Origin of the sequence: Providencia alcalifaciens (assembly GCF_020271745.1) — a bacterium.
GTDB lineage: Bacteria > Pseudomonadota > Gammaproteobacteria > Enterobacterales > Enterobacteriaceae > Providencia > Providencia alcalifaciens_B.
In genome coordinates this window covers 3,569,911-3,592,638 of sequence record NZ_CP084296.1, presented here as the reverse complement: position 1 = coordinate 3,592,638, position 22,728 = coordinate 3,569,911, and the positions used below count along the sequence as shown (strand labels likewise).

The 22,728-nt window shown below is 41.3% G+C and carries 22 protein-coding genes; 14 read left to right on the top strand and 8 right to left on the bottom strand.

The features are described 5' to 3' along the window. Nucleotides 1-42 precede the first annotated feature (42 nt). The 3 genes from LDO51_RS16515 to pabB all read right to left on the bottom strand — a co-directional run bounded on the left by LDO51_RS16515 (nucleotide 43) and on the right by pabB (nucleotide 3,535). A complete protein-coding gene (locus LDO51_RS16515) occupies nucleotides 43-1,407 on the bottom strand; it encodes an L-serine ammonia-lyase (protein WP_225575452.1) in 1,365 nt (454 codons plus the stop codon). A gap of 204 nt (nucleotides 1,408-1,611) precedes the next feature. Then, the gene (locus LDO51_RS16510) at nucleotides 1,612-2,172 is read right to left on the bottom strand and encodes a CoA pyrophosphatase (protein WP_225575451.1); all 561 of its coding nucleotides are present in this window, start codon (nucleotides 2,170-2,172) and stop codon (nucleotides 1,612-1,614) included. Beyond that, nucleotides 2,165-3,535: an aminodeoxychorismate synthase component 1 gene (gene pabB, locus LDO51_RS16505; RefSeq protein WP_225575450.1), complete on the bottom strand. Its 1,371-nt coding sequence runs from the start codon at nucleotides 3,533-3,535 to the stop codon at nucleotides 2,165-2,167. Before pabB ends, LDO51_RS16510 begins: the two co-directional genes overlap by 8 nt. A gap of 138 nt (nucleotides 3,536-3,673) precedes the next feature. Here pabB and LDO51_RS16500 point away from each other — a divergent pair, with 138 nt between their 5' ends. Further along, nucleotides 3,674-3,853 (top strand): YoaH family protein, encoded by a 180-nt coding sequence (locus LDO51_RS16500; protein WP_036954826.1) that lies wholly within the window; start codon nucleotides 3,674-3,676, stop codon nucleotides 3,851-3,853. 203 nt (nucleotides 3,854-4,056) lie between these two features. Next, nucleotides 4,057-4,428 (top strand): protein YebF, encoded by a 372-nt coding sequence (gene yebF, locus LDO51_RS16495; protein ID WP_225575449.1) that lies wholly within the window; start codon nucleotides 4,057-4,059, stop codon nucleotides 4,426-4,428. A gap of 66 nt (nucleotides 4,429-4,494) precedes the next feature. Here the strand turns inward: yebF and LDO51_RS16490 are convergent, their stop codons facing one another. Further along, nucleotides 4,495-4,725 carry a DNA polymerase III subunit theta gene (locus tag LDO51_RS16490; protein WP_225575448.1) on the bottom strand — a complete coding sequence of 77 codons (231 nt, stop codon included), beginning with the start codon at nucleotides 4,723-4,725 and terminating at the stop codon, nucleotides 4,495-4,497. A gap of 291 nt (nucleotides 4,726-5,016) precedes the next feature. Here LDO51_RS16490 and ftnA point away from each other — a divergent pair, with 291 nt between their 5' ends. The 4 genes from ftnA to LDO51_RS16470 all read left to right on the top strand — a co-directional run bounded on the left by ftnA (nucleotide 5,017) and on the right by LDO51_RS16470 (nucleotide 7,414). Beyond that, the gene (gene ftnA, locus LDO51_RS16485; RefSeq protein ID WP_225575447.1) at nucleotides 5,017-5,520 is read left to right on the top strand and encodes a non-heme ferritin; all 504 of its coding nucleotides are present in this window, start codon (nucleotides 5,017-5,019) and stop codon (nucleotides 5,518-5,520) included. Nucleotides 5,521-5,736: 216 nt separating this feature from the next. Continuing rightward, nucleotides 5,737-6,123, top strand: coding sequence for a copper homeostasis periplasmic binding protein CopC (gene copC / locus LDO51_RS16480; protein ID WP_225575446.1), 387 nt, complete (start codon nucleotides 5,737-5,739; stop codon nucleotides 6,121-6,123). Between the two features lies 1 nt (nucleotide 6,124). Then, complete coding sequence (gene copD, locus LDO51_RS16475) at nucleotides 6,125-7,021, top strand: copper homeostasis membrane protein CopD (protein WP_225575445.1); 897 nt, start codon at nucleotides 6,125-6,127, stop codon at nucleotides 7,019-7,021. A 45-nt stretch (nucleotides 7,022-7,066) separates the two neighbouring features. Beyond that, the gene (locus LDO51_RS16470; protein WP_225575444.1) at nucleotides 7,067-7,414 is read left to right on the top strand and encodes a DUF2511 domain-containing protein; all 348 of its coding nucleotides are present in this window, start codon (nucleotides 7,067-7,069) and stop codon (nucleotides 7,412-7,414) included. A 334-nt stretch (nucleotides 7,415-7,748) separates the two neighbouring features. Here LDO51_RS16470 and LDO51_RS16465 read toward each other — a convergent pair whose 3' ends face one another. The 3 genes from LDO51_RS16465 to yebS form a co-directional block, all read right to left on the bottom strand. Continuing rightward, entirely contained in the window at nucleotides 7,749-7,982 is a 234-nt protein-coding gene (locus LDO51_RS16465; protein ID WP_006658787.1) for a DUF1480 family protein, read from the bottom strand. Nucleotides 7,983-8,132: 150 nt separating this feature from the next. After that, nucleotides 8,133-10,472, bottom strand: a complete 2,340-nt coding sequence (locus tag LDO51_RS16460) for an MlaD family protein (RefSeq protein ID WP_225575443.1) — start codon at nucleotides 10,470-10,472, stop codon at nucleotides 8,133-8,135. Further along, a complete protein-coding gene (gene yebS, locus LDO51_RS16455; RefSeq protein ID WP_225575442.1) occupies nucleotides 10,447-11,673 on the bottom strand; it encodes a membrane integrity lipid transport subunit YebS in 1,227 nt (408 codons plus the stop codon). The genes LDO51_RS16460 and yebS overlap by 26 nt, the downstream gene beginning before the upstream one ends. 131 nt (nucleotides 11,674-11,804) lie before the next feature. On the opposite strand from yebS, the gene LDO51_RS16450 reads away from it, so the two are divergent. The 7 genes from LDO51_RS16450 (at nucleotide 11,805) to LDO51_RS16420 (ending at nucleotide 20,761) form a co-directional block, all read left to right on the top strand. Continuing rightward, nucleotides 11,805-12,287 (top strand): GAF domain-containing protein, encoded by a 483-nt coding sequence (locus LDO51_RS16450; protein WP_225575441.1) that lies wholly within the window; start codon nucleotides 11,805-11,807, stop codon nucleotides 12,285-12,287. A 110-nt stretch (nucleotides 12,288-12,397) separates the two neighbouring features. After that, a complete protein-coding gene (proQ, locus tag LDO51_RS16445; protein WP_225575440.1) occupies nucleotides 12,398-13,084 on the top strand; it encodes an RNA chaperone ProQ in 687 nt (228 codons plus the stop codon). A gap of 19 nt (nucleotides 13,085-13,103) precedes the next feature. Beyond that, the gene (gene prc / locus LDO51_RS16440) at nucleotides 13,104-15,149 is read left to right on the top strand and encodes a carboxy terminal-processing peptidase (RefSeq protein ID WP_225575439.1); all 2,046 of its coding nucleotides are present in this window, start codon (nucleotides 13,104-13,106) and stop codon (nucleotides 15,147-15,149) included. A gap of 214 nt (nucleotides 15,150-15,363) precedes the next feature. Beyond that, on the top strand, nucleotides 15,364-16,167 hold the full coding sequence (locus tag LDO51_RS16435; RefSeq protein ID WP_225575438.1) for a cell envelope biogenesis protein TolA: 804 nt from the start codon (nucleotides 15,364-15,366) through the stop codon (nucleotides 16,165-16,167). Nucleotides 16,168-16,357: 190 nt separating this feature from the next. After that, complete coding sequence (gene htpX, locus LDO51_RS16430; protein ID WP_211885751.1) at nucleotides 16,358-17,242, top strand: protease HtpX; 885 nt, start codon at nucleotides 16,358-16,360, stop codon at nucleotides 17,240-17,242. Between the two features lie 876 nt (nucleotides 17,243-18,118). Continuing rightward, on the top strand, nucleotides 18,119-19,249 hold the full coding sequence (locus LDO51_RS16425; protein ID WP_225575437.1) for a M20 family metallopeptidase: 1,131 nt from the start codon (nucleotides 18,119-18,121) through the stop codon (nucleotides 19,247-19,249). 42 nt (nucleotides 19,250-19,291) lie between these two features. After that, nucleotides 19,292-20,761 carry a YfcC family protein gene (locus LDO51_RS16420; protein ID WP_225575436.1) on the top strand — a complete coding sequence of 490 codons (1,470 nt, stop codon included), beginning with the start codon at nucleotides 19,292-19,294 and terminating at the stop codon, nucleotides 20,759-20,761. Between the two features lie 275 nt (nucleotides 20,762-21,036). Here LDO51_RS16420 and LDO51_RS16415 read toward each other — a convergent pair whose 3' ends face one another. Then, a complete protein-coding gene (locus tag LDO51_RS16415) occupies nucleotides 21,037-21,258 on the bottom strand; it encodes a DUF2594 family protein (RefSeq protein WP_036954881.1) in 222 nt (73 codons plus the stop codon). 239 nt (nucleotides 21,259-21,497) lie between these two features. On the opposite strand from LDO51_RS16415, the gene LDO51_RS16410 reads away from it, so the two are divergent. Then, the gene (locus LDO51_RS16410; RefSeq protein WP_225575435.1) at nucleotides 21,498-22,697 is read left to right on the top strand and encodes a sugar transporter; all 1,200 of its coding nucleotides are present in this window, start codon (nucleotides 21,498-21,500) and stop codon (nucleotides 22,695-22,697) included. Nucleotides 22,698-22,728 lie beyond the last annotated feature (31 nt).

The window sequence follows — 22,728 nt, the reverse complement described above, 5'->3', positions numbered from 1 at the left end:
CCACTTAAATGGGCAATGAAGAGGGAAGCTTAATATTACTGATTAATCACACTGGACTTTGATAGCTAAGCCACCGCGAGATGTTTCGCGGTATTTGGCATTCATATCTTTACCCGTTTCGTACATGGTTTCGATAACTTTATCGAGAGAAACGCGAGGCTCGCTGGTTCTACGTAAAGCCATGCGTGCGGCATTGATAGCTTTAACAGAGGCGATTGCGTTACGTTCAATACAAGGTACTTGAACTTGTCCAGCAACAGGATCACAGGTTAAACCTAAGTTGTGCTCCATACCAATTTCAGCTGCAATGCAGACTTGCTCTGGGCTTGCACCAAATAATTCCGCTAAACCTGCCGCTGCCATTGAGCAGGCAACACCGACTTCGCCTTGGCAACCTACTTCTGCGCCAGAAATAGACGCATTCATTTTGTACAGAATGCCAACGGCGCCAGACGCTAAGAAATAGCGCAAGTAAAGTTCTGGGGTAACGGGTTCAACGCAATGGTTGTAATACGCCAAAACGGCAGGAACGATACCACAAGCACCGTTGGTTGGTGCAGTAACAACACGACCACCTGCTGCGTTTTCTTCGTTAACGGCCAATGCGTACATATTGATTAAATCAACCACGTTCATTGGGTCATTAGACAGTTTACTCGCAGAAGTCACTAAGCGGTTCAGTGCCGGTGCACGACGAGGAACGCGCAAGGGACCCGGAAGGACACCTTCAGTGTTCAGACCGCGCTCAATACAGGCTTGCATGGTTTTCCATACATCGGCAAAGTAAGCATCAATCTCTTCGCGAGGATGTAAATCCAGCTCGTTTTTCATCATCAGGCTAGAAATGGATAAGCCCGATTCTTTACATTTGAGGAGTAATTCACTCGCGGAATTAAACGGATAAGAGACGGGTTTGCTGTCTGACGATGTTTGACCAAAATGTTCTTCATCAACAATGAAACCACCGCCGATGGAATAATAGGTTTTAGTGTAAATTTCCTCGTCGCCAGCGAAGGCGTGGATAGTCATACCGTTTTCATGTAACGGTAAGTTATCTTGACGGAAATTCATGCCACCCTCACGTGGGAAATCAACAGTATGAGTGCCATTAGCTAACAGCAGCTTTTCTGTTTCTTCCACATTCTTGATAAAGGATGGGATTGATTCAATGTCAACGGTAGCAGGGAGGTTGCCTGCTAAACCCATAATAATGGCGATATCGGTATGGTGACCTTTACCTGTTAGGGATAAAGAGCCATAAACGTCTACTGCGATACGGGTGACGGATGGCAATAATTGCTTATTGACCAAATCATCGACAAATTCTTTCCCAGCTTTCATCGGACCGACGGTATGAGAGCTTGAAGGGCCAATGCCCACTTTAAACATGTCGAAAACGCTTATCACGCAGGACTCCTTAAACAAAAGATGAAGATATAGTGATTTATTTTAAAGGGCGCTACTTTACTGTTATTTAGTAGTGTTAACCAGTAAGTTTAAAGTATTTTTTGAAATAAGGTAGTTACATAAAGTGGATTGGTTATAAATAGCACTAATTGTATTTTGGATAGTGGAAAAATGATTGAATAAAAAGATTATTTACTGTGAAGACTAATCCAGTTGTAGGGCGAGTTGATGCAGGATGGATGCAGTGAGCCCCCAAACTAAGTGATTGTTATACCAGTAGAAAAAGACCCGATTTTCGCGACCAGAGCGGTTGATATCCACATATTTATGTTTTTGTAGGGATAACGCATCAAATAGGGGAATTTCAAAAATAGAGGAAACTTCGCTTGGATTCGCCTGATATCGAATATTATCGGGTACAAGGCCCACAATAGGGGTGACTTGATAGCCACCAATACTGGAGATAGGTGAAAGTTGCCCTAAGACCTGCACTTTTTCAGGTGGAATAGCGACTTCTTCGTAGGCTTCTCGCAATGCGGTCGCAATTAAGTTTGAATCTTCAGGGTCGCGAGAGCCACCCGGAAATGCCACTTGACCAGCATGAGAACGTAAAAGCGGTGACCGTTGTGTGAGCAATAATGTCGGATTGGATTTATTAATAATCGGCAATAGGACCGCAGCTGCTTTACCCGCCGATGTGGCGGGTTGGCGAGAAAGCGGGAGTGTAAATTGAAAACGGTTAATAAAGCTATTCAGCTCAGTCATCGCTATCCAGTTTTCCTAGTTTTGGCAAAATCAGGTGTAATTTGTCAAAAGTCTCTTGGTACTCTTTATCAGCTTGGCTATCAGCAACAATACCACCGCCTGCCCAGCAATAAATCTGTTTTTTGTCAGTTATCAGCGTACGGATTGTGATGTTCGTATCCATATTTCCACAGAAACTAATATAGCCGATTGCGCCACAATATCCATGTCGACGATTGGGTTCTAATTCTTCAATAATCTGCATTGCACGAATTTTCGGTGCGCCCGTAATGGAACCGCCGGGGAAACAGGCGCGTAGTAAGTCGGTGGCTTGGTATTGGCTATCTAATGTGGCGGTGATGGTGCTAACGAGGTGGTGAACCGCTGGAAAAGACTCGACTTTGAAAAGTTCAGGAACGCGTACTGTACCCGGCTTAGCAACGCGTCCAATATCATTGCGCAGCAAATCCACAATCATCAAGTTTTCAGCACGATCTTTTGGTGAATTGGCTAATTTTTCTGCTTGGAGTTGGTCTTCCTCTGGTGAGTCTAAGCGAGGAAGTGTGCCTTTGATCGGGCGAGTTTGAATTTCACCTTTCTCTAATAAAATAAAGCGTTCAGGAGAAACACTGATAACCGCGTTATCAGGTAAGCGAATAAACGAGGAGAATGGGGCGAGATTGCTTTCATTTAGCGTTAAAAATGCATCCCATTCACTACCCTTATATTTGGCTTTAAAGCGTTGTGCTAGGTTGATTTGGTAGCAATCCCCCTCACGTAAATATTGATGAATACGGGCAATGTTTTCATGGTATTGCGCTTCGGTCATGTTGGCGTGCCATGGGGACATCAATGAGAAAGCACGTTTACGAGAGGTTTTTTGTGCTTGTAACCAAGCGAGTCGCTGTTCAGCATCTTGGTGACTGAATAAAGTCACACGCTGTTCATGATGGTCAACAATAAGGACCCATAAATAGATACCTACCGCCATATCAGGAAATTGCAGCTCAGTGGTGGCAAGTTCAGGGAGTTTTTCGATACGATGACCTAAGTCATAGCTCCAAATTCCCATTGCGCCACCTTGGAATGGCAGAGCTTCATCAGAAAATTTGGTAACTTGGTATTGGTCCATGTATTGCTGTAAGAGGGCAAAAGGATCTTTTTCTGAAAACTGAACGGGCTGATTTTGCACTTGAATTTCAGTTTGCAAACCGCGAGTTAATAGGGTGACAGCTGGGTCAGCAACAATCATATCGTAACGGTTATGGGAGTGTTCAGCTTGACCGGAATGAAGCAGCATGGCCCATGGTTGGTGCGATAACGGTGAAAAATAATCTAATGCCGCATTGGGGCTGTAAGGGAGTTGTATTTTATTAATAGCCATATCAATCAATTAAAATCAGGTTCCACAAGTGAATAATGCCAGATTACCATATAATCTTACCTTATTAAGGCAAGAGCTGTTAAAATTTGCTGAAAATCTTAACGTAGTAAATAAGTCTGCAATTTAAAGAGGTTGATTATGTTTTCAGGTATGCCAGCACTTTCCCACGCAGAGCAACAAGAAGCGGTTGAACGCATTCACCAACTGATGGCAGAAGGCATGAGTAGCGGAGAAGCTATTGCGCTGGTCGCTCAAGAAATCAGGGAAAACCATCAAGGTAAAGAGCAAATTGTAGCTCGATTTGATGACGAAAATTAATAATTAATAAACATCCTATTAACATTTAAAAATATTTCTGATAAATTCATATCAGTTAAGTCATTTTGCTCATAGGTTTTACTTTTACAACTGCAACTAGATAGACAATGGCATATATGCACTGCGTTGTTAATGATGCTGTAATTTTGGTGAGTAAAATGGATCTCAATTTCATCTACATCTCGTAGATGCCGGAGGATGGTATGAATATGAATATTACTAAAAAAATGGCAGTGGTTTTAGGCAGCTGTGCGCTTGCATTAAGTTCGTTTGCATTCAGTGCTAACAAGGAAGAAGGTAAAGCAGCGGCATTTGTGAGCTGTGGCAATCTTACTGAGCCACAAATTGCGGCGCAGGTTAAAAATGATTTTATGAATAGCCGGTTACCACGTTGGGCAGATGAAAAAGCGGCCGTGGGTAAAAAAGCAGTTGCCTGGATCAACGACAGTGAAGTGACTAAAACAGAAGATGGCTACTCGCTGCCTTTAGTGGTCAGAGGATCGAAATCCGATCTGCATTATCGTGTCACTGTAGATTGTAAAAACAATACCATCACCTATAACACCAACAAATAATTTGTGGGTATATAGAATGAAAAAGGAGAATTTTATTCTCCTTTTTTTGCGTCTAAAATTCGATTTTTAGCGATTTCTTGGCTCATAAGGCATACGAGCGAAATTCATCGATAACTGGCGATAGTGGGCCAGCCTTTCACGAAAATAGTCCCGCAAATGTTCGGGCTGTTCACGTTCGATGGCTTCAGGAATAATGGGAATATTATAACGTTCCTTGAAAGCGACACCGGAAGCCAGCAGGTCAACGTTAATTTTGTCCATCTCTTCTTTTGGGAGGGTGGCAAGATTATGGCTCATTTTAAATCCTAGCAGTTAACAACATCAGCATGAATTGTAGCAATTGAAATCCAGAAAATCTTGATGAAATAATGAGATGGTTAGCAAATAAAATTAAATTCAAACATGATAATAGTTAGCAATTAGGATTATCATGAGGAATAAAAGCTAATGCGACTGATTCGTGTTATTTTTACAAAAAACCATTGTTAATCAATAAATTAATTTTTATGGGAAGAATGTTTTCTGAATGCATTTATTATGTTACTGTGAGATATAACTTTATAAAATCATCATCATTAAGGTAAAAATATGTTAAAAGCTGACATGATTGAAGCGTTAAATAAACAACTGAATCTTGAGTTTTTCTCCGCTAATCTGTATTTGCAAATGAGCGCTTGGTGTAGTGATAAAGGTTTTGAAGGTGCAGCTGCATTTTTGAAAGCACACTCACAAGAAGAAATGGAGCATATGCAGCGTTTATTTAATTATCTTAGCGATACCGGTGCATTACCACGCTTAGGTGCGATTGCTGCACCACCAGAAGATTTTGATTCTATCGCTGATGTGTTCAATAAAACGTACGAACATGAGCAATTAATTACTTCAGAAATCAATAAACTCGCGCATTTAGCAATGACAACCCAGGATTACTCAACATTCAACTTCCTGCAATGGTATGTTGCAGAGCAGCATGAAGAAGAAAAACTGTTCAAATCTGTACTGGATAAACTGGGTATGGTGGGTGAATCTGGTAAATCATTATTCCTGCTGGATAAAGATCTAAAAGGTTTAGCGGCAGCTGCGCACGTTTAATCATTCTTTTTAATAACTCGATTTTGTGTTACTTACCAAGCGCCAATTCAGAGATGAATGGCGCTTGTTCTGTTTTTGCGAGTGAGTTTTATTCGCATTTTGTGCCGAGCCTCACAAGCTGAATGATAAAATCTGATTTTATCGCTGCGTATCGTATTATTTTCCGTATAATGATTGGTAATATATCTAAATTCACCTGCAAATTAAGAGGTTACTATGCCAATCAACCAAATAAAATCTTCTTGGCGTAAATTAAGCGCGATCGCTGTATTGTTCTTAGGCATGTCATTTCAACAAGCATTTGCTCATGCGCATCTTAAAGATCAACTACCAGCTGAGGGTGCTGCATTAGAACAGGCACCAGAATCTATCACGTTAAACTTTTCTGAAGGTATTGAAGTTAACTTTACTAAAGTCAATGTAACGGATGAGAACAATCAAGTTATCAAGACGGGTAAAGCTGCATTAGATCCTAGCAATAATACAAAAGTCATTATTCCTGTTGAAAGCAAACTAGCCGCAGGTAAGTACGATGTTCAATGGAGTGTTGTCTCTGTTGACGGACACAAAACCAAAGGGAACTATAGCTTCACTGTGAAATAATATGTCACTGGAAGCGTTTTATACCTTAACGCGATTTGCTCACTTTATCGCTGCAATGTTGATGTGTGGAATGTCAATGTTTGCGGTGATAGTTTCCTATGGGCAATTTCGCGTATTACTTCAAGGTGCACTGAAAAAAAGTATTATCTTTAGCGCGGTTATCTCGATAGTCACCACATTTTGCTGGATGATTGCACAATCTGGTTTGATGGGAGATGGTTGGGAGGATGCGCTGAATATGGATATTTGGCAAGGCGTGCTTGGCACTACCTTCGGTCAAATCTGGCGTTGGGAAATCCTCAGTGCTGTCGGTTTGTTTGCCGTTCTATTTATACGTCCGATCACCTTAAAACTTCACCTCATTCTTGGTTTCTCCGTTATTATTCTGGGCCTGCATGCATTTATTGGTCATGCGGCGATGCATGAAGGGTGGCTGGGCATTGCTCATCAAACCAATCAGTTTATTCATCTAATGAGTTGCGCGTATTGGTTTGGTGGCTTGTGGCCTTTCCTTATTTGCATTCAATTTTTACGTAGTAAAGATAAGTTAAAAGCAGGGTTAGAGACTCAAGTTGTCGTATCGATGAAGCGTTACTCACAGCTAGGACATATTGCCGTAGTTTGTGTGCTAATAACAGGAATTATTAATAGCCTGATTTTATTGCCAGACTGGCCATTTATCGCGACACTATCTGAATATCAATCTTGGCTATGGCTAAAAATTGCGTTGGTTGGATTGATGGTGCTATTGGCATTAATTAATCGTTATTGGGTGGTACCACGTATTCAACAACAAGGGCGGATCAGTTATTTGATTATAAATAGTTGGGCTGAATTACTGCTCGGTACTATTGCTATCCTTACGGTGGCTATTTTTGCTACCTATCAACCTGTATAATGGCGCATATCTTTGTATAACCCCCGTTTGACAAGGTCATTTTAAATGAAATTCAAATTTATAATTTGTGCGTTAGTACTGGGTGGAACATTCAGTACGGCGATGGCAGCACCATTGGCGAGTGTCAGTAAAAAACAGTTTGGCGATGATTGGCCGCTTAAACGTGAAGAAGTGATGTTAGAGTGTCGTGCTAATGGCGCATTAGTGGTCATCAATCCGTCTACGTTAATGCAGCATCCATTGAATGATATTGCAACGGCACAAATGAAAAAGAAAGAAATCCAAGCACAACCGATTGATGTGTTATTAGCGCCTATCGAAACCACTAAATCAGTTGAAGAGCGAGTATTGCCGTTGAAGCAAGCCGCAGAGAAACTGTGTGAGAGTAAATAGGGTATAGTTAGTTTTTAGTTAGAAATATCAATTAGATGGCAATTGAAAGGTTTTACTGATTGCTTAGATAGGTTTAACTTATCATGCAAATAGTTCAATCTTAGAAAATTAAGCAATAAATTGTGTTAAAAATATGTAAATTAATTGATAATTTAAGTGGTAAGAACGTAAGCTGAAAGCTAGTATAAGGGAGTACTTTGTTACGCCTCAATGGCAATTTTAGCGCACGGCTCTGCCAGAGCCCTTTCCCAAGGCCCGGTAATCGGAATCTACCAGGCCTCTTTTTTTTGTGTTATTTCCCATCTGACTGTTCTATTTAATACCACCATATTCATCAAGCAATTCTCATTAGCCAATGATGATTTTCTTTATCATAACGCTGGCGATAGAGCAGAACGGGTTTTTCATTCAGTGTCGCAGGGATACTCGTGTGTTCATCCCAACCATCCAATTGCATGCAAAATTCAGAATCGGAATCGCAAGGAATACTCACAGTATCACTACGCTTATCAGCCATGACTGCATCATTGATTTCATAGGAAGAGATTTTCAATTTAACTATGCTCATAATATTTCCTCTTTACTCTTTATTTTTACAATAAAAAATCAGCCCAACGAAATTAAGCATAGTATAAATGGAATTCATTTCCAAAATATATTTTCAGTAGTAGGGGATAAAAAAGGCGTCATGCTGAGAAACATGACGCCTTGTTAGGGATTATTTTTTGGGGATAGGTGTTCCCCAGTCTAACCAGTCCGCTGGTGGCTCTAATTTCAGAATGAAATGCTGGTCAGGTTTGGCTTTAGGTGCTAAAGGCACTGTTGGCGGGGTTGCCAGCGAAATTCCACCACGAACAAACTGCTTGAATGTACCGCTTTTCACTACGCCGCCTGTTAAGCCAAAGGCGAGGTTATAACCGGAAGATAACCAGAACTGGGTATTATCACGGATCAGATATTGGTATTCTTTGCCTATCCGTGTTGCAACATAAACGCGATCGGAAAGCTCTCCCAAATAAAGCCCAGTCACGGTTCCGATTTCTAATCCTCTAAACAGAATTGGCGTTCCTACCTGGATAGAACCCGCCTCACTGGCATCAAGGATAATGGTGAGACCATCAAGATAACGAGAGTCTGTAATGTTGGCAGTTTGCAGTTCAAATTGGAAACGGCTCTTATTACTGCGCCCAGGCTCAGCACTGATATACGGTTGGATCAGTGTATCGAGGTTGTTAACCCCCGATGGCGAAAGCTCTGGGGTTACAATGGCGAAACGGCTACCAATTTTGGTGAAGTTTTCCACATATTCAGGATACAGAATCGCTTTCGCTTTCACTTCGCGGTTATCCGCAGACAGCTTCAGCGATTCGATTTGTCCGATGTTAATACCTAAATAACGAATAGGCATGCCTTCGGATAGCTTAGACGCATCAAAGGTTGTCAGCGTTACCGCACTACCAATTGCTTTTGCCGCCGTTTCGGATGGGTAAAGTGTATGTTGACGTGAAGTATCTAATGAGCCAGTTTGAATATTGTCAAAGCTAATCGCACCACTAAACGCACGGCTAAGTGGGGATGCTTGAACCGTTAAACCTCCAGCATTTAACTGAACTTTGGCACCACCTTCTGCCCAGAATACGCTTTGTGGGGTCAATAAGTTACGGTATTGACCTGAGATATACACATTCACTGCAAAGCCGTCACTGTTTGGTTTAATCGAAACGATTTTACCGACTTCAAATTGGCGATATAACACAACTGAGCCTTGTTGGATGTCGGGAAGGGTATTGGTGTTTAGCGTAATGGTGGTCGGTGGTGCGGAGCCTAAAATACCCGCTTTGGCATTTTCATCAGTACGATATAACGGGAATGATTCTGGTAATGCATCTTTCCCTTTTCCAGGAATGATATGTAAGCCACCTTCCAGCCATTCTTGAGGTGTCGCGCCTTGGAATTGCACTCCGCTCATACCTAACTGTACATCGACACGGCTATTGGCAACAAATTTACTGTCTTGTTTAACCAAATGTTTAAATTCATTAAATACGGCAATTTGGAACTGAACATTGTCATCTGTTAAGTGACGTTGTAACACTTCACCGATTTTTATTCCGCGATAGATAACCGGTTGCCCAACATTCACCCCAAAGGTATCCAATGCGGTGAGGGTAAGTTGCAAGTCTAGGTTACCTTGTTGATCGAGAGGTTTGACATCTTCTTTACTTGGCTGCAATTCATATTGTTGCCCTGTTTGTGCAGGTAGGCTGTTTTCTGGCGAATCAAAGGCTACTGCGCCATTGATCACCGCCGACAGGCTTTCCATTTTGATACTGGCGCCAGTATTCAGGTCGAATCCACCTTCAATACCTGAGATATTCCAAAATTGGCTATCCGAGCGTACGAGATTAACGTAGCGTTTTTTGATAATAACCGCGATGGATACGCCTTTATTTTCAGGTAATAAGGAATAATCAGAAATATAACCGACCGGAACTTTACGGTAATAAACTGGGGAGTTTTCGTTTAATGCGCCTAAATCTTTCGCAGTGAGGTAAATGAGTAATTCACCTTCGTTTAAGTTTCGCTGTGGTGGTGTTTCGAGCGCCACAAATTGAGATTTTGGTGAGCCAGTGCTTGGCTGCATGCCAATATAGTTCCCACCTACCAGAGCATCTAAGCCTGATACACCAGCTAGAGAGGCTTTAGGCGTCACCAGCCAAAAGCGAGTTCCTGAAGTGAGTGCAGACCGCATATCTTTATTCACATTGGCGGTGACAATCACATTTTTCATATCGCCACTGATAGAGACGGTTTGCACCATACCGACATCCACACCTTGGTAGCGAATTGGTGTTCGACCCGCGACAACGCCAGAGGCAGATGAAAATTGAATGGTAATTTGCGTGCCACGTTCCACCCATTGTTGGAATAGTAGCCAGCCTGCGATCATGATCGCGATGATGGGAAGCAGCCAAAAGGGCGAAATTGTCGTCCTTTTACGGCGGATAGCCTCCGAAACTTCATCTGAAGTTTCACTTTGATGGTTTTGATTTTCCATAAGAATCCCAAATTAATCGACTGTCTAACCACTCAACAGCAAGGATAGTTAAAATAACAGCAGTACCAAAATATAAAGCCGCAGGCCCCATAGTAAATGACATCAGCATATCGCGGTTAACTAAGGTCATCATTAAGGCGATGACGAATAAATCTAACATCGACCAGCGCCCAATCCATGAAACGAATTTCAGTAATTTCATCCGTAACACGGGGTCTGTATGGCTTTTAAGTTGAATTGAAAATAGTAACAGTATCATGATGATAATTTTTACGAAGGGCACCAAAATACTGGCAATAAAAACGATAATGGCAATCGGCCAATTTCCTGAGTCAATTAAGGAAACAACACCGGAGTATATCGTGTCTTCTAGACGTCGCCCATTTAAGTAAAACGTCGAAATGGGCAGTAGGTTAGCAGGGATTAACAACACCATGGCAGCAATCAGTGCGGCCCATGTTTTTTGTAAGCTTAAAGGTTCACGATGGTGAAGTGGGCGGTGGCAGCGCTGACATTTGCCTTTCTTATTGGGGGCACCAGTAAAATGGCAGGCTAGGCAGGTTTCTGCATGAGGAACATCTGTATGTTCCTCTAAAGGATAAAGGCGTCGCCACAGTTCATCGAAATTAATGTGGATTAAAATAATAATACTAATCACAGACATAGTACTAAACGCAATCAATCCATGTCCGACATAAACTGTTGCGTAATCTTGCATTTTAATTGCGGCGATACCCAAACCGACAAGATAGACATCCAGCATGACCCATTCTTTGAGATGCTTCATCATCAGCAAAATGGGGCGCATGTTGATGGCCAGGTAACGCGCTAATACCAAAGATAAAATCGAAATAGGTAAAAGCAGCGGTGCAGCTATCGCACAAAAAGCCACAATGCTGGCGGTAAAAGGGTCACCTTGCTCGCTAATTAAGCGGATTCCATCAAGCACGTTGGCATTGATTTGGGTGCCAAATAGATGAATAGAAATCAATGGCTGCCAAAAAGCGATGGGAGCAAGAAGCAACAAAGTGATAGATAATAGAGCAAGACGACGGAGTGACCATGAGCGCCCATCATTTAACTGAGTAGAACATCTTGGACAAACAATGACTTGCCGTGGTTGAAAAGGTGGAGTCACTATTTTTTGGTTACAATGGCAACAACGTTGCAAATTCATGGCAGTATGATTAATGTGGGTCATATATATTCATTGTATGAATTAATTTGCTTGTAATCTAGTGTAAAAAAATTTACGTAAAAGTGACAACTTGCTAACCTACGGTCTACGCTTACTAATATTTTTTACTTGTTTATGTATAATTGAAAATAAATATGGCTAAAAAGAAGTATTATCTCGAACTTTCAGATAGTTTATCTGCACTTCTCGCTGGAGAGTATGATTTAATTGCCAGTTTGGCAAATAGCAGCGCGTTATTATTTGAACGTTTATCCGGTATTAACTGGGTCGGTTTTTACTTGAGTGATGGAAAGGAACTGGTTCTCGGCCCCTTCCAAGGTAAAGTCGCTTGTGTACGGATCCCGTTCGATAAAGGCGTCTGTGGTGCCGCATTTTCCGAAGCGCGAGTTCAGCGTGTGGAAGATGTGCATGCTTTTCCAGGTCACATCGCGTGTGATGCGGCAAGTAACTCGGAAATCGTCTTCCCTCTGAATGTAAATGGCAAGATAATTGGGGTTTTAGACATCGATAGCCCAAATATCGGTCAATTCGATGAAGAAGATGAAATAGGGCTTCAATACCTTACAGACCAGTTATGCCAGCACTTGGCGATGTGTTCTATACCAAAATATTATTAAATATTGGTATGTAAAATCAATAGGAACGTGGCAATTGTCAGCAACACGATTATAATGTCCGCTTGTTCATGCCCGTGAGGTTGGCAAAATCGTTGTTATCAGGAAATTTCATGGAAAATCAACCTAAGTTGAATAGTAGTAAAGAAGTTATCGCATTTTTGGCCGAGCGTTTTCCACGCTGTTTTATCGCTGAAGGCGAAGCACGTCCGCTTAAAGTCGGAATTTTTCAAGATATCGTAGGGAACTTGACCGAAGAGGATGGTATCAGCAAAACGCAATTACGATCTGCGTTACGCATGTATACCTCTAGTTGGCGTTATCTTTACGGTGTTAAAGAAGGCGCAAAACGTGTTGACTTAAATGGAGATGACTGCGGTGAATTAGATGCAGAGCATATTGCCCATGCGCGTCAACAATTAGCTGAAGCGAAAGCGAGAGTTCAAGCGCAACGCGCAGAGCAACAAAAAACGCAAAAGCGTCCTGCTGCGAAAAAGCCTAGCGACAAAGCACCTCGTCAAAATGATGCGAACAAAGAAAGCGCATCTCGTCGCCGTCCATCAGACAAAAAAGAACGCCCACAAAATACAGCTCCGAAAAAACCTCGTAGCAACCCAGCTGAAGAGAATTTGAAATCAGTTACTGATATCCACACACTGAAAGTCGGTCAAACTCTGAAAGTGAAAGTGGGTAGCAGTATGATGGATGCCTCTGTGCTGGAAATTGCCAAAGATGGTGTTAGGGTTCAATTGCCATCTGGTCTGGCAATGATTGTGCGCGCGGAACATTTAAAGTTCTGATACGGAGGTCACTCAGGTCATGAACAAATTACTCAAAGTTGCATTTGTTGTGAGTCTAGCGACTTTCGGCACTGCAATGGCTAATACTCAGGCAGTGACTCCGGTCACTGCTGCTCAGTTACCTCTTTTAAAGCAGAATACACAGCACGGTACCGTGAGTGAGCGAGTGACATCGCGTTTTACGCGTTCTCATTATCGCCAATTCGATTTAGACAAAGAGTTTTCTGGGAAAATATTTGACCGTTATCTCAATATGATTGATTACGGACATAATGTTTTACTTCAATCCGATGTTGACCAGTATGCAAAAGATAAAGCAAAAACGGGTGAATGGCTTGAAGATGGCAAGTTAGATAAGTTCTATGACCTGTATAACCTTTCTCAGCAACGTCGCTTTGAACGTTTCAAATATGCACTGGCGCGTTTAGATCAACCGATTGATTTAAACGCGACGGATTCTATTGAAGTTGATCGCACTAAAGCACCTTGGCCGAAAGATAAAGAAGAGCTAGACCGTTTATGGGACCAAAAAGTCCGCTATGATTGGTTAAGTTTGAAATTAACTGGCAAAGATGACAAAGAGATCAAAGACAAGCTGACTAAGCGCTACAATTTTGCATTGAAACGTTTATCTCAGGCGCAAAGCGAGGACGTATTCCAGTTAATCATGAATGCGTTTGCTCGCGAAATTGACCCACATACCAGTTATTTATCACCTCGTAGCACAGAGCAATTTAACTCAGAAATGAGTTTATCCCTTGAAGGGATTGGTGCTGTATTACAACAAGATGATGATAATACGACAATTAATTCTTTAGTTGCAGGGGGGCCTGCGGCTAAAAGTAAAGAGCTAAAAGTCGGCGACAAAATCATTGGTGTTGGTCAAGTTGGGAAGCCTATTGTTGATGTCGTGGGCTGGCGTTTAGATGATGTCGTCGCGTTAATCAAGGGACCAAAAGGTAGCCAAGTTCGTTTAGAAGTCGTTTCAGATTCAAAAGGTGCTAAACCACGTATCGTGACAATTGTTCGCGAACAGATCCGACTGGAAGATAGAGCTGTAAAACTGACTATCAAACAGCAAGGTAAAGAGAAAGTTGGAGTATTAGATATTCCGGGTTTCTATGTTGGATTGACCAATGATGTCAAAACTGAACTGCAAAAAATGGCGAAAGAGAATGTTTCTGCCCTCGTTATTGACCTGCGTGGTAATGGCGGTGGGGCATTAACAGAAGCGGTTGCATTATCTGGACTGTTTATTAACAAAGGGCCTGTTGTTCAAGTTCGTGATAATAATGGTCAAGTTCGCCAAGATGCGGATGACGATGATGTTATCTATTACAAAGGTCCATTAGTTGTTTTGGTTGATCGCTTTAGTGCTTCCGCATCAGAAATTTTTGCCGCAGCAATGCAAGATTATGGTCGTGCTTTAATTGTGGGTGAACCGACTTTTGGTAAAGGAACGGTACAGCAGCACAGAAGTTTAAGTCGTGTTTATGACCAAATGCTTAAACCAGAATGGCCATCATTAGGTTCAGTACAATACACTATCCAGAAGTTCTATCGTGTAAATGGTGGAAGTACTCAGCGTGAAGGCGTGACTCCAGATGTGGTAATGCCAACAGGGCAAGATCCAGCAGAAACAGGTGAAAGCTTTGAAGATAACGCATTACCTTGGGATAGCATCCCAGCTGCGAATTACACAAAATCTGGGGACATTAATGCTGATTTATCTCCGATTAAAACTAAGCATTTAGCCCGTATCAGTGTTGATCCTGAATTCAAATATATCGATGAAGATATTGCGCGTTACAAATCATTGAAAGCAACTAAGAATCTGATTTCTCTGAACTATGCTCAGCGTCAGAAAGAAGATAATGAAATTGATGCGATCAAACTGAAACGCATTAATGAGCGCAATACAAAACTTGGCAAACCATTATTGAAATCAATTGATGATTTACCGAAAGATTACGAAGCGCCAGATCCGTATTTAGATGAAACGGTGAAAATGGCAATAGACCTTTCGAATCAAAACACTAAGATGCTTTCTGGTGCCAAGCAGTAAAAATAAAAAGTATGTCTAGAGCCAGCGCAAGCTGGCTTTTTTATATTTATTGATCTTTTTGATTTATAAGTGATTTATTTTTTTCTGTTATTCTATCCATAGACTAACTTTAACTAAACCTAAATTTTCTTTAAAAAATATTAGGTTTTCTTTCTCTTTTTCAAAAATATCCTACACTTCAGTTAGTAATACCCCTTATAAATGAGGCAATACAATGCGTAAATTATCTGTAGGTTTATTAACTGTCATGGCGGTCATGATGTCGTCAATGGGTTTTGCGAATGCAAGTAACTACCCTTGTTCAGGCGCTAAAGGTGGAATTGCTCGTTGTGATGGTGGGCAATTTATCTGTAATGACGGAACAACCAGTCGTTCGGAGCAAGTCTGTACAAATGAGCTAAAAAACTCAATCAATAAAAATGCAGGTATTGGTGCGGGTATTGGGGCGGGTGTGGTAAAGCAGTCCAGCAAACCATCTGCGGTAGATTCTATCAAAGAGACAGGTGACAACATGAGTAAAACTGCAAAAGATAAAGCATCAAAAGCAACGGATAAGGCTAAGGCAGTTGATAAAGAAACATCGAAAGCTGTGAAGGATAAAGCTGTGAAGGATAAAGCGGATAAGGTAAAAGCAACAGAGAAAGAGACCTCTAAAGCGATAAAAGAGAAAGTAGATAAAGCCAAATCCTCCGACAAAGAAGCCTCTAAGGTAGTAAAAGAGAAAGTAGATAAAGCTAAGGCTGCGGACAAAGAAACCTCTAAGGCTGTAAAAGAGAAAGCAGATAAAGCTAAGGCTGCCGACAAAGAATCTGCAAAAGCAGTGAAAGAAAAAGCAGATAAAGCCAAGGCTAAAGAGAAAGAAACCTCTAAAGCGGTGAAGGAAAAAACCGACAAAGCTAAAGCGGTAGAAAAAGACAAAACCAAAGCAGCAAAAGACAAAGCAGAGAAAGCGAAAGCAGCCGCTAAGGCAACAGCAAAAGTCTCTAAAGACAAACCAAGCAAAGGCAAAGTTAGCTGACCATTTTCCCGTAGTGTCTTATCGTTATCATTAAAATGCCGTTTATTAAAACGGCATTTTTTATTCCTGTGTGTAAAGATATGTTATTTTATGACTTTTTCCTGTTAATGGGCTTGAAATGGTGTGAAAAAACCTTATTTATAAAGTAAATTTGTCGTGATGTTTGTTTTGACCAAGGAACCTATAAAAAATGATGAGAATTGCTTTATTCTTGCTCACAAACTTAGCTGTTATGTTTGTGTTCGGGATTATTTTAAGTTTAACCGGTATACGTGGAAGTAGTGCACAGGGGCTGTTGATCATGGCAGCACTGTTTGGTTTTGGTGGTGCATTTGTGTCGCTACTTATGTCCAAATGGATGGCGCTGAAGTCTGTTGGTGGTGAAGTTATCGAACACCCACGTAATGAGATGGAACAATGGCTTGTTAACACTGTCAGCCGTCAATCCCAACAAGTGGGTATCAAAATGCCACAAGTGGCAATTTACCATGCACCGGATATCAACGCATTTGCAACGGGTGCACGCCGTGATGCTTCTTTAGTTGCGGTAAGTACGGGGTTATTGGAAAACATGAGCCGTGATGAGGCTGAAGCAGTTATTGCTCATGAAATCAGTCATGTCGCTAACGGTGATATGGTTACAATGACCTTATTGCAAGGCGTTGTGAATACCTTTGTTATCTTTATTTCACGTATTTTGGCACAAGTTGCAGCTGGCTTTATGTCAAATAATAATGACAATGAAAGTGAAAGCAGCAATGGTAATCCAATGGTTTACTTTGCCGTTTCGATGGTATTAGAAATCGTGTTTGGTATTTTAGCAAGCATCATTACGATGTGGTTCTCTCGTCACCGTGAGTTCCATGCGGATGCAGGCTCAGCCAAATTAGTCGGTAGAGAGAAAATGATCGCTGCACTGCAACGCCTGAAAACAAGCTATGAGCCGCAAGAAGAAGGGCGCTTGATGGCATTTTGTATCAATGGCCGTGGTAAAGCATTTAGCGAACTGTTTTTATCTCACCCTCCATTAGATAAACGTATTGAAGCATTACGTTCAGGCCAGTATCTGAAATAGCCTACAATGTTAATGCGATAAAAATGAAAGGGAAACGTCATGTTTCCCTTTTTTATTTCCTCATCCTACCTCTATCCCTGCTGTATGTAATTTATCATTTTATCTAACTATTTCAGCGAATAGTGCCAGTAAAGTAGTGCGCCAGTAGAAGAAAGGCATAAGGCATTTTATGCCGAAGAGAGTTAAATAAATATACAGAAAGAAAACCGCTCTCAAATTGAATGGCATTAAACTCTCAGTTTAAAAACTACGACTATTTTATAGATATTGATGTTTATTTATCGGGGAAATGTTGAGTAAATAGACTAAATACTCCTATATGGTTATTTGAATTTAAATAAAGTCAAATAGATAAATACACTATATTTGCGTTAAATCATTCGAGCGAAAAAATAAATGCCACGTGTAATGCTGCATATTTGTGGTTAGCTAAAATTAATAATATGCCATTAACGCCTGAAGATTATTTACCATAATTAATATATTGATTTTATATATTTATATCATTAATTTTCGTAACTATTACTTTTTTAAAGATTCAAAAAATAACGCATACTTATGCATTAATAATTATTTGTAATTTATTGATGCATTATGTTATGGTGCGAAAGTATCCTTTTAAATCAAGGTTAATGTCGCATTATCATAGGGTTGTTTCTCCTCGGGTTAAATCCTCTGTTACGCACCATTGTTGTATATGCATTAAATGTGCATAGATATCGCTATATTTTTGCGCGTTAAATGGAATATTCGATAATACCATCACCTATGAGTAATAAACATTTCATTTTGTTTGGAATAAAAATCTTATCGCGCGGGAGTCAATTTTCTCATTGAAATATCTCGCCATAAAATAATAAATAATAGGAACTCAACATGCACAATGAATTTTTAGCACACGAAGCAGAAATGCTGGACTTATTAAAGCAAGTGGTTAATACCGAATCCGGCTCATACGATAAAGAGGGGGTTGATAATCACGCCGCATTTTGGTGTGAATGCTACAAATCGATGGGTTTTTCGGTCGAGATAATCCCAAATGAAAAATTGGGTAATAACTATCGCATTTATTACCCATCTACCACACCTGAAATTTTGATTTTACTGCATCTTGATACCGTATTTCCCAAAGGCACCGTAGCAGAAAGGCCGTTTAGTATTGAAGGGGACAGAGCCTATGGTCCCGGTGTTATCGATATGAAAGGCAGCCATGTCATGGTGCATCAGGTGATCAAACAGCTTTATACCACGAATGACGAACGCTATAAAAAAATTGAAGTGCTTCTGAATTGTGATGAAGAGATTGGTTCTATTTCGTCACGCCCGGTAATAGAGGAATGTGCAAAAGGTAAACGCTATGCCTTAGTGATGGAGCCTGCTCGTGCTAATGGCGCCATTGTTAGCGCACGTCGCGGTGTGGGTACTTATGTTCTGACCATTCAAGGTAAAGCGTCTCACTCCGGCATTGCCCCCGAGGCAGGGATCAGTGCTATCCAAGAGCTTGCTTTTAAAATCCAAAGCTTACATGCACTTTCTCAGCACGATAAAGGGCTGTCGGTGAATGTGGGTCTGATCACTGGTGGAACATCCGTCAATACTGTCGCTCCAAATGCGCGAGCAGAAATTGATGTGCGGATCTCTTCTGAGCAGCAAGGTATTGAAATCGACAAAAAAGTGCGTGAAGTATGTAGCCAGGCTGTATTAGAAGGCATTCAGCTTTCATTGACTGGCGGGATCAACCGTCCACCAATGGCAAAAACGCCACAAAGCGCTGAGCTTATCGACATCATCAAACAAGAAGCCAACAAACTGGCAATCACTCTGGAAGATGTCTCTACAGGCGGTGGCTCTGATGCCTCATTTACCGCGGGTGTGGGGACGCCAACGGTAGATGGTTTAGGTCCAATTGGCGGCTATCAACATAGTGACAAAGAGTACCTCGAAATTCCCTCTTTAACTGAGCGCGCTCAGCTATTTTTCAATGTGTTAAAGCGTATTACGCAGTAATTATGACTGACAAAACAAATAATAATCCAACAGGATACATCTATGGCATTAACAACATCAACAACATCAACAACATCAACAACATCAACAACATCAACAACACCACAAAAAAAGCGTTCTGATGGGATAAACCCATATGTATTGCTCTTTTTCATCCTTGTAGCGGCAGCGGTTGCTACTTGGATCGTTCCGGCGGGGCAATATGCCTCTGAAACGAAAGTTATCACGACTATCAAAGATGGCGTGGAAACACAAGTTAAGAGTTCCTATACCATTCCGGGGAGTTATGAACGTTTACCTGAACAGCATGGCGTTTTACCAGGGCAGGTTTTCACGTCGATTGCTGACGGCTTAGTGAAGGCCGCTCCAATCATTTTTTTGATTATCTTTACTGGGGGCGCGTTACATTTACTTGAAACGACGGGCGCAATCAATAAAGTCCTGAGTAATATTTCGCGCAGTAAAAAGCTCAATGACTTTTTATTGATCACTATCTTCTTTGTGGTGTTCTCTATTTTGGGTACCACTGGGATTGTGGTGAACTCGATAATTGCATTCGTGCCAATCGGTTTATTGGTGGCAAAATCCGTCGGAATGGATGATAAGTTTGGTGCGGCGATTGTCTATGTTGCGGCGTATTCTGGCTTTAACGCCTCGGTAATGGCACCGATGACGGTCGGGTTATCCCAAGGGTTAGCTGACGTTCCGCTACTATCAGCATTTGGCTTCCGCACTGTGGTTTATATTAGTTTTGTGGTTGCTGGGATTATCTTCTTAACCCTGTATACGAAAAAAAGCCGCCGCCAAGGGATGGTTCGCCCTGAAGTACAGATTGATGATAGCCAATTTGAGACCTCGAAAATCTCTTTACGCCACGTCATTACATTATCCTATGCCGCATTCTGTTTAATTGGCTTTATTTTCGGTGCCATTGAGTGGAGCTGGGGCGAAAAAGAGATGATGGCCATGTTTATCATCTTAGGCGTGGGTGTGGGCGTACTGAACAGAATGTCACCAAATGATATTGCAACAGGCTTCCTGAAAGGCTGTGCAGGCATGGTTGGTGGGGCATTTATTGTTGGTATGGCGCGTGCGATTGCGATTGTATTAGCAGATGGCATGATCTTAGACACCATCGTGAACTCGATTATTTCTCTGATGGATGGATTACCGAAAACATTATCTGCGATTTCAATGTTCGGTACCGCTGCTATCATGCACTTCTTTATTTCTTCAGGTTCTGGTGAAGCTGCAGTTTTAGTGCCTATTTTCACGCCAATGGGCGATCTGTTAGAAATCACCCGTCAAACTACCGTTCAAACGGTATTAATGGGTGAGGGTGTTGTGAACTGTATTAACCCAACATCAGGTATTTTGATGGCGGTGTTAGCGACGTCGAAAATCCCATACACCAAGTGGTTGAAGTTTATCTGGCCGTTGGTATTAAGCTGGGTCATTATTTCGATTATCTCGATTGTTTACGCAGTCATGACGAATTTGGGCCCGATTTAAGTCCGTCCATTACATTATTTGGATAGACAGGGAATTTATCAAAGCGCTACTCGAAAGAGTGGCGTTTTTGTTTTTTTAGAGAGAGTGAATAGGTGGGATTTTAGGCAAAAAAAAAAGCCCCCTTCATAGGGATCTGAAGGGGGAGCTAAATGAATAAAGAATGGTTTAATTCGAGATCAAAGATAAAGGATTCTAGTGAACGAAACTTAGGTTTTTGTGCACTTTAGTTCGCTGTTTTGAGTTAGCGCTTAGAATCGCATTTATCGCTAAAGCTTTTATTGACGATAACCAGTCTTGATTTGTTCTAAAATGTTTTTGTAAGTCTCAGCTTGCTTCTCATCTTCCATTGAAGCGACTTCGCGTTGCATTTTAATCAGAATTTTACCCGCATCAGCCTGACCGATAGCTTTAAGCATATGAGTAACAAGATTTTTTAAACAAGTTACTTCGTCTGCTAATGCGTTTACGTCTGGCTCAGTTGGAAAATGGGTTTTCATTTAGGAATTCCTGTAAGAATAAAAAGTAATTTGCAGATTGTAGCATAGAAGAAATGATTCTGTCGCTCTTCACACGGACATGAAAATTAAAGGGGGAGTGACTGTCTCTCTATGAAAAAATAGTATGAACATGATAATTTTCAATTCTTTAAAGATGAACAATAAATGTGATATTATTCACAAAAATGTACTGAAGGCTGTTATTGGTCTTAATTATCATCAACAGGATGTCGTAAACCATGTCCCAGGTTTCTCGAAGCACTGCGTGGATCCGTGTATTAGCGCTTTCCGTTGCAGCTTTTGTCTTTAATACCACCGAATTTGTTCCCGTCGCATTACTGAGTGATATTGCTGAAAGTTTTAATATGACCGTTGCCCATACGGGGCTGATGATCACCATCTATGCGTGGGTTGTTGCGGTGATGTCTCTGCCATTAATGCTAATGACGGGTAAATTTGAGCGGCGAAAACTGCTGGGGGTTTTGTTTGTTGTTTTTATTCTCAGCCATATTTTATGCGGAATTGCCTGGAATTTTGAAGTACTGATTATCGCGCGTATCGGTATCGCGTTATCTCATGCAGTTTTTTGGTCGATTACGGCATCATTGGCGATTCGCGTCGCGCCTGCGGGTAAAAAAGCGCAAGCATTGGGATTGCTTGCAACGGGAACGGCACTGGCGACCGTGTTGGGATTGCCGTTAGGGCGAGTGATTGGTCAATGGATGGGCTGGCGAGTGACATTTTTGTGTATTGGCGTGCTTGCATTATTTACCCTGATTGCGTTATTAAGGTTTTTACCTCGTTTACCGAGCGAACATTCAGGTTCATTAAAAAGCCTCCCAATTCTTTTTAAACGTCCCGCATTGATGGGTGTTTTTGTGTTAATCACCGTCGTCATTACGGCACATTTTACCGCATATAGCTATATTGAACCGTTTGTGCGTGATATTGCCTTACAAAGCCAAAATTTTGCCACACTCTTATTATTGATTTTTGGTGGGGCTGGTATTTTTGGTAGTGTCTTATTTAGCCGCTACAGTAGCCGCTTTACATTGACATTTTTACCTGTATCGATGGCCTTACTGACACTTTGTTTAGTGTTATTTATGCCATTAAGTGGCAATGTGTGGACGCTGATTGGTACCTGTATATTCTGGGGGATGGCAATTATGTGCATTAGCCTTGGGATCCAAGTGAAGGTCTTGGACTTGGCACCGGATGCGACTGATGTCGCGATGTCGATTTTCTCTGGATTATTTAATATTGGAATTGGTGCCGGAGCATTATTAGGGAACCAAGTGATTACTCATATGGGAATGACTAATATTGGTTATGTGGGGGCGATTATCAGCCTTTTAGCACTCACTTGGTGTGTGTTTATTTATACCCGCTATCGCTCGGCTTTTGCAGAAAAACAACCAACCGCGGCTAATCATTAATCTAGACTTATTCATTTTGCACTGTACTAAT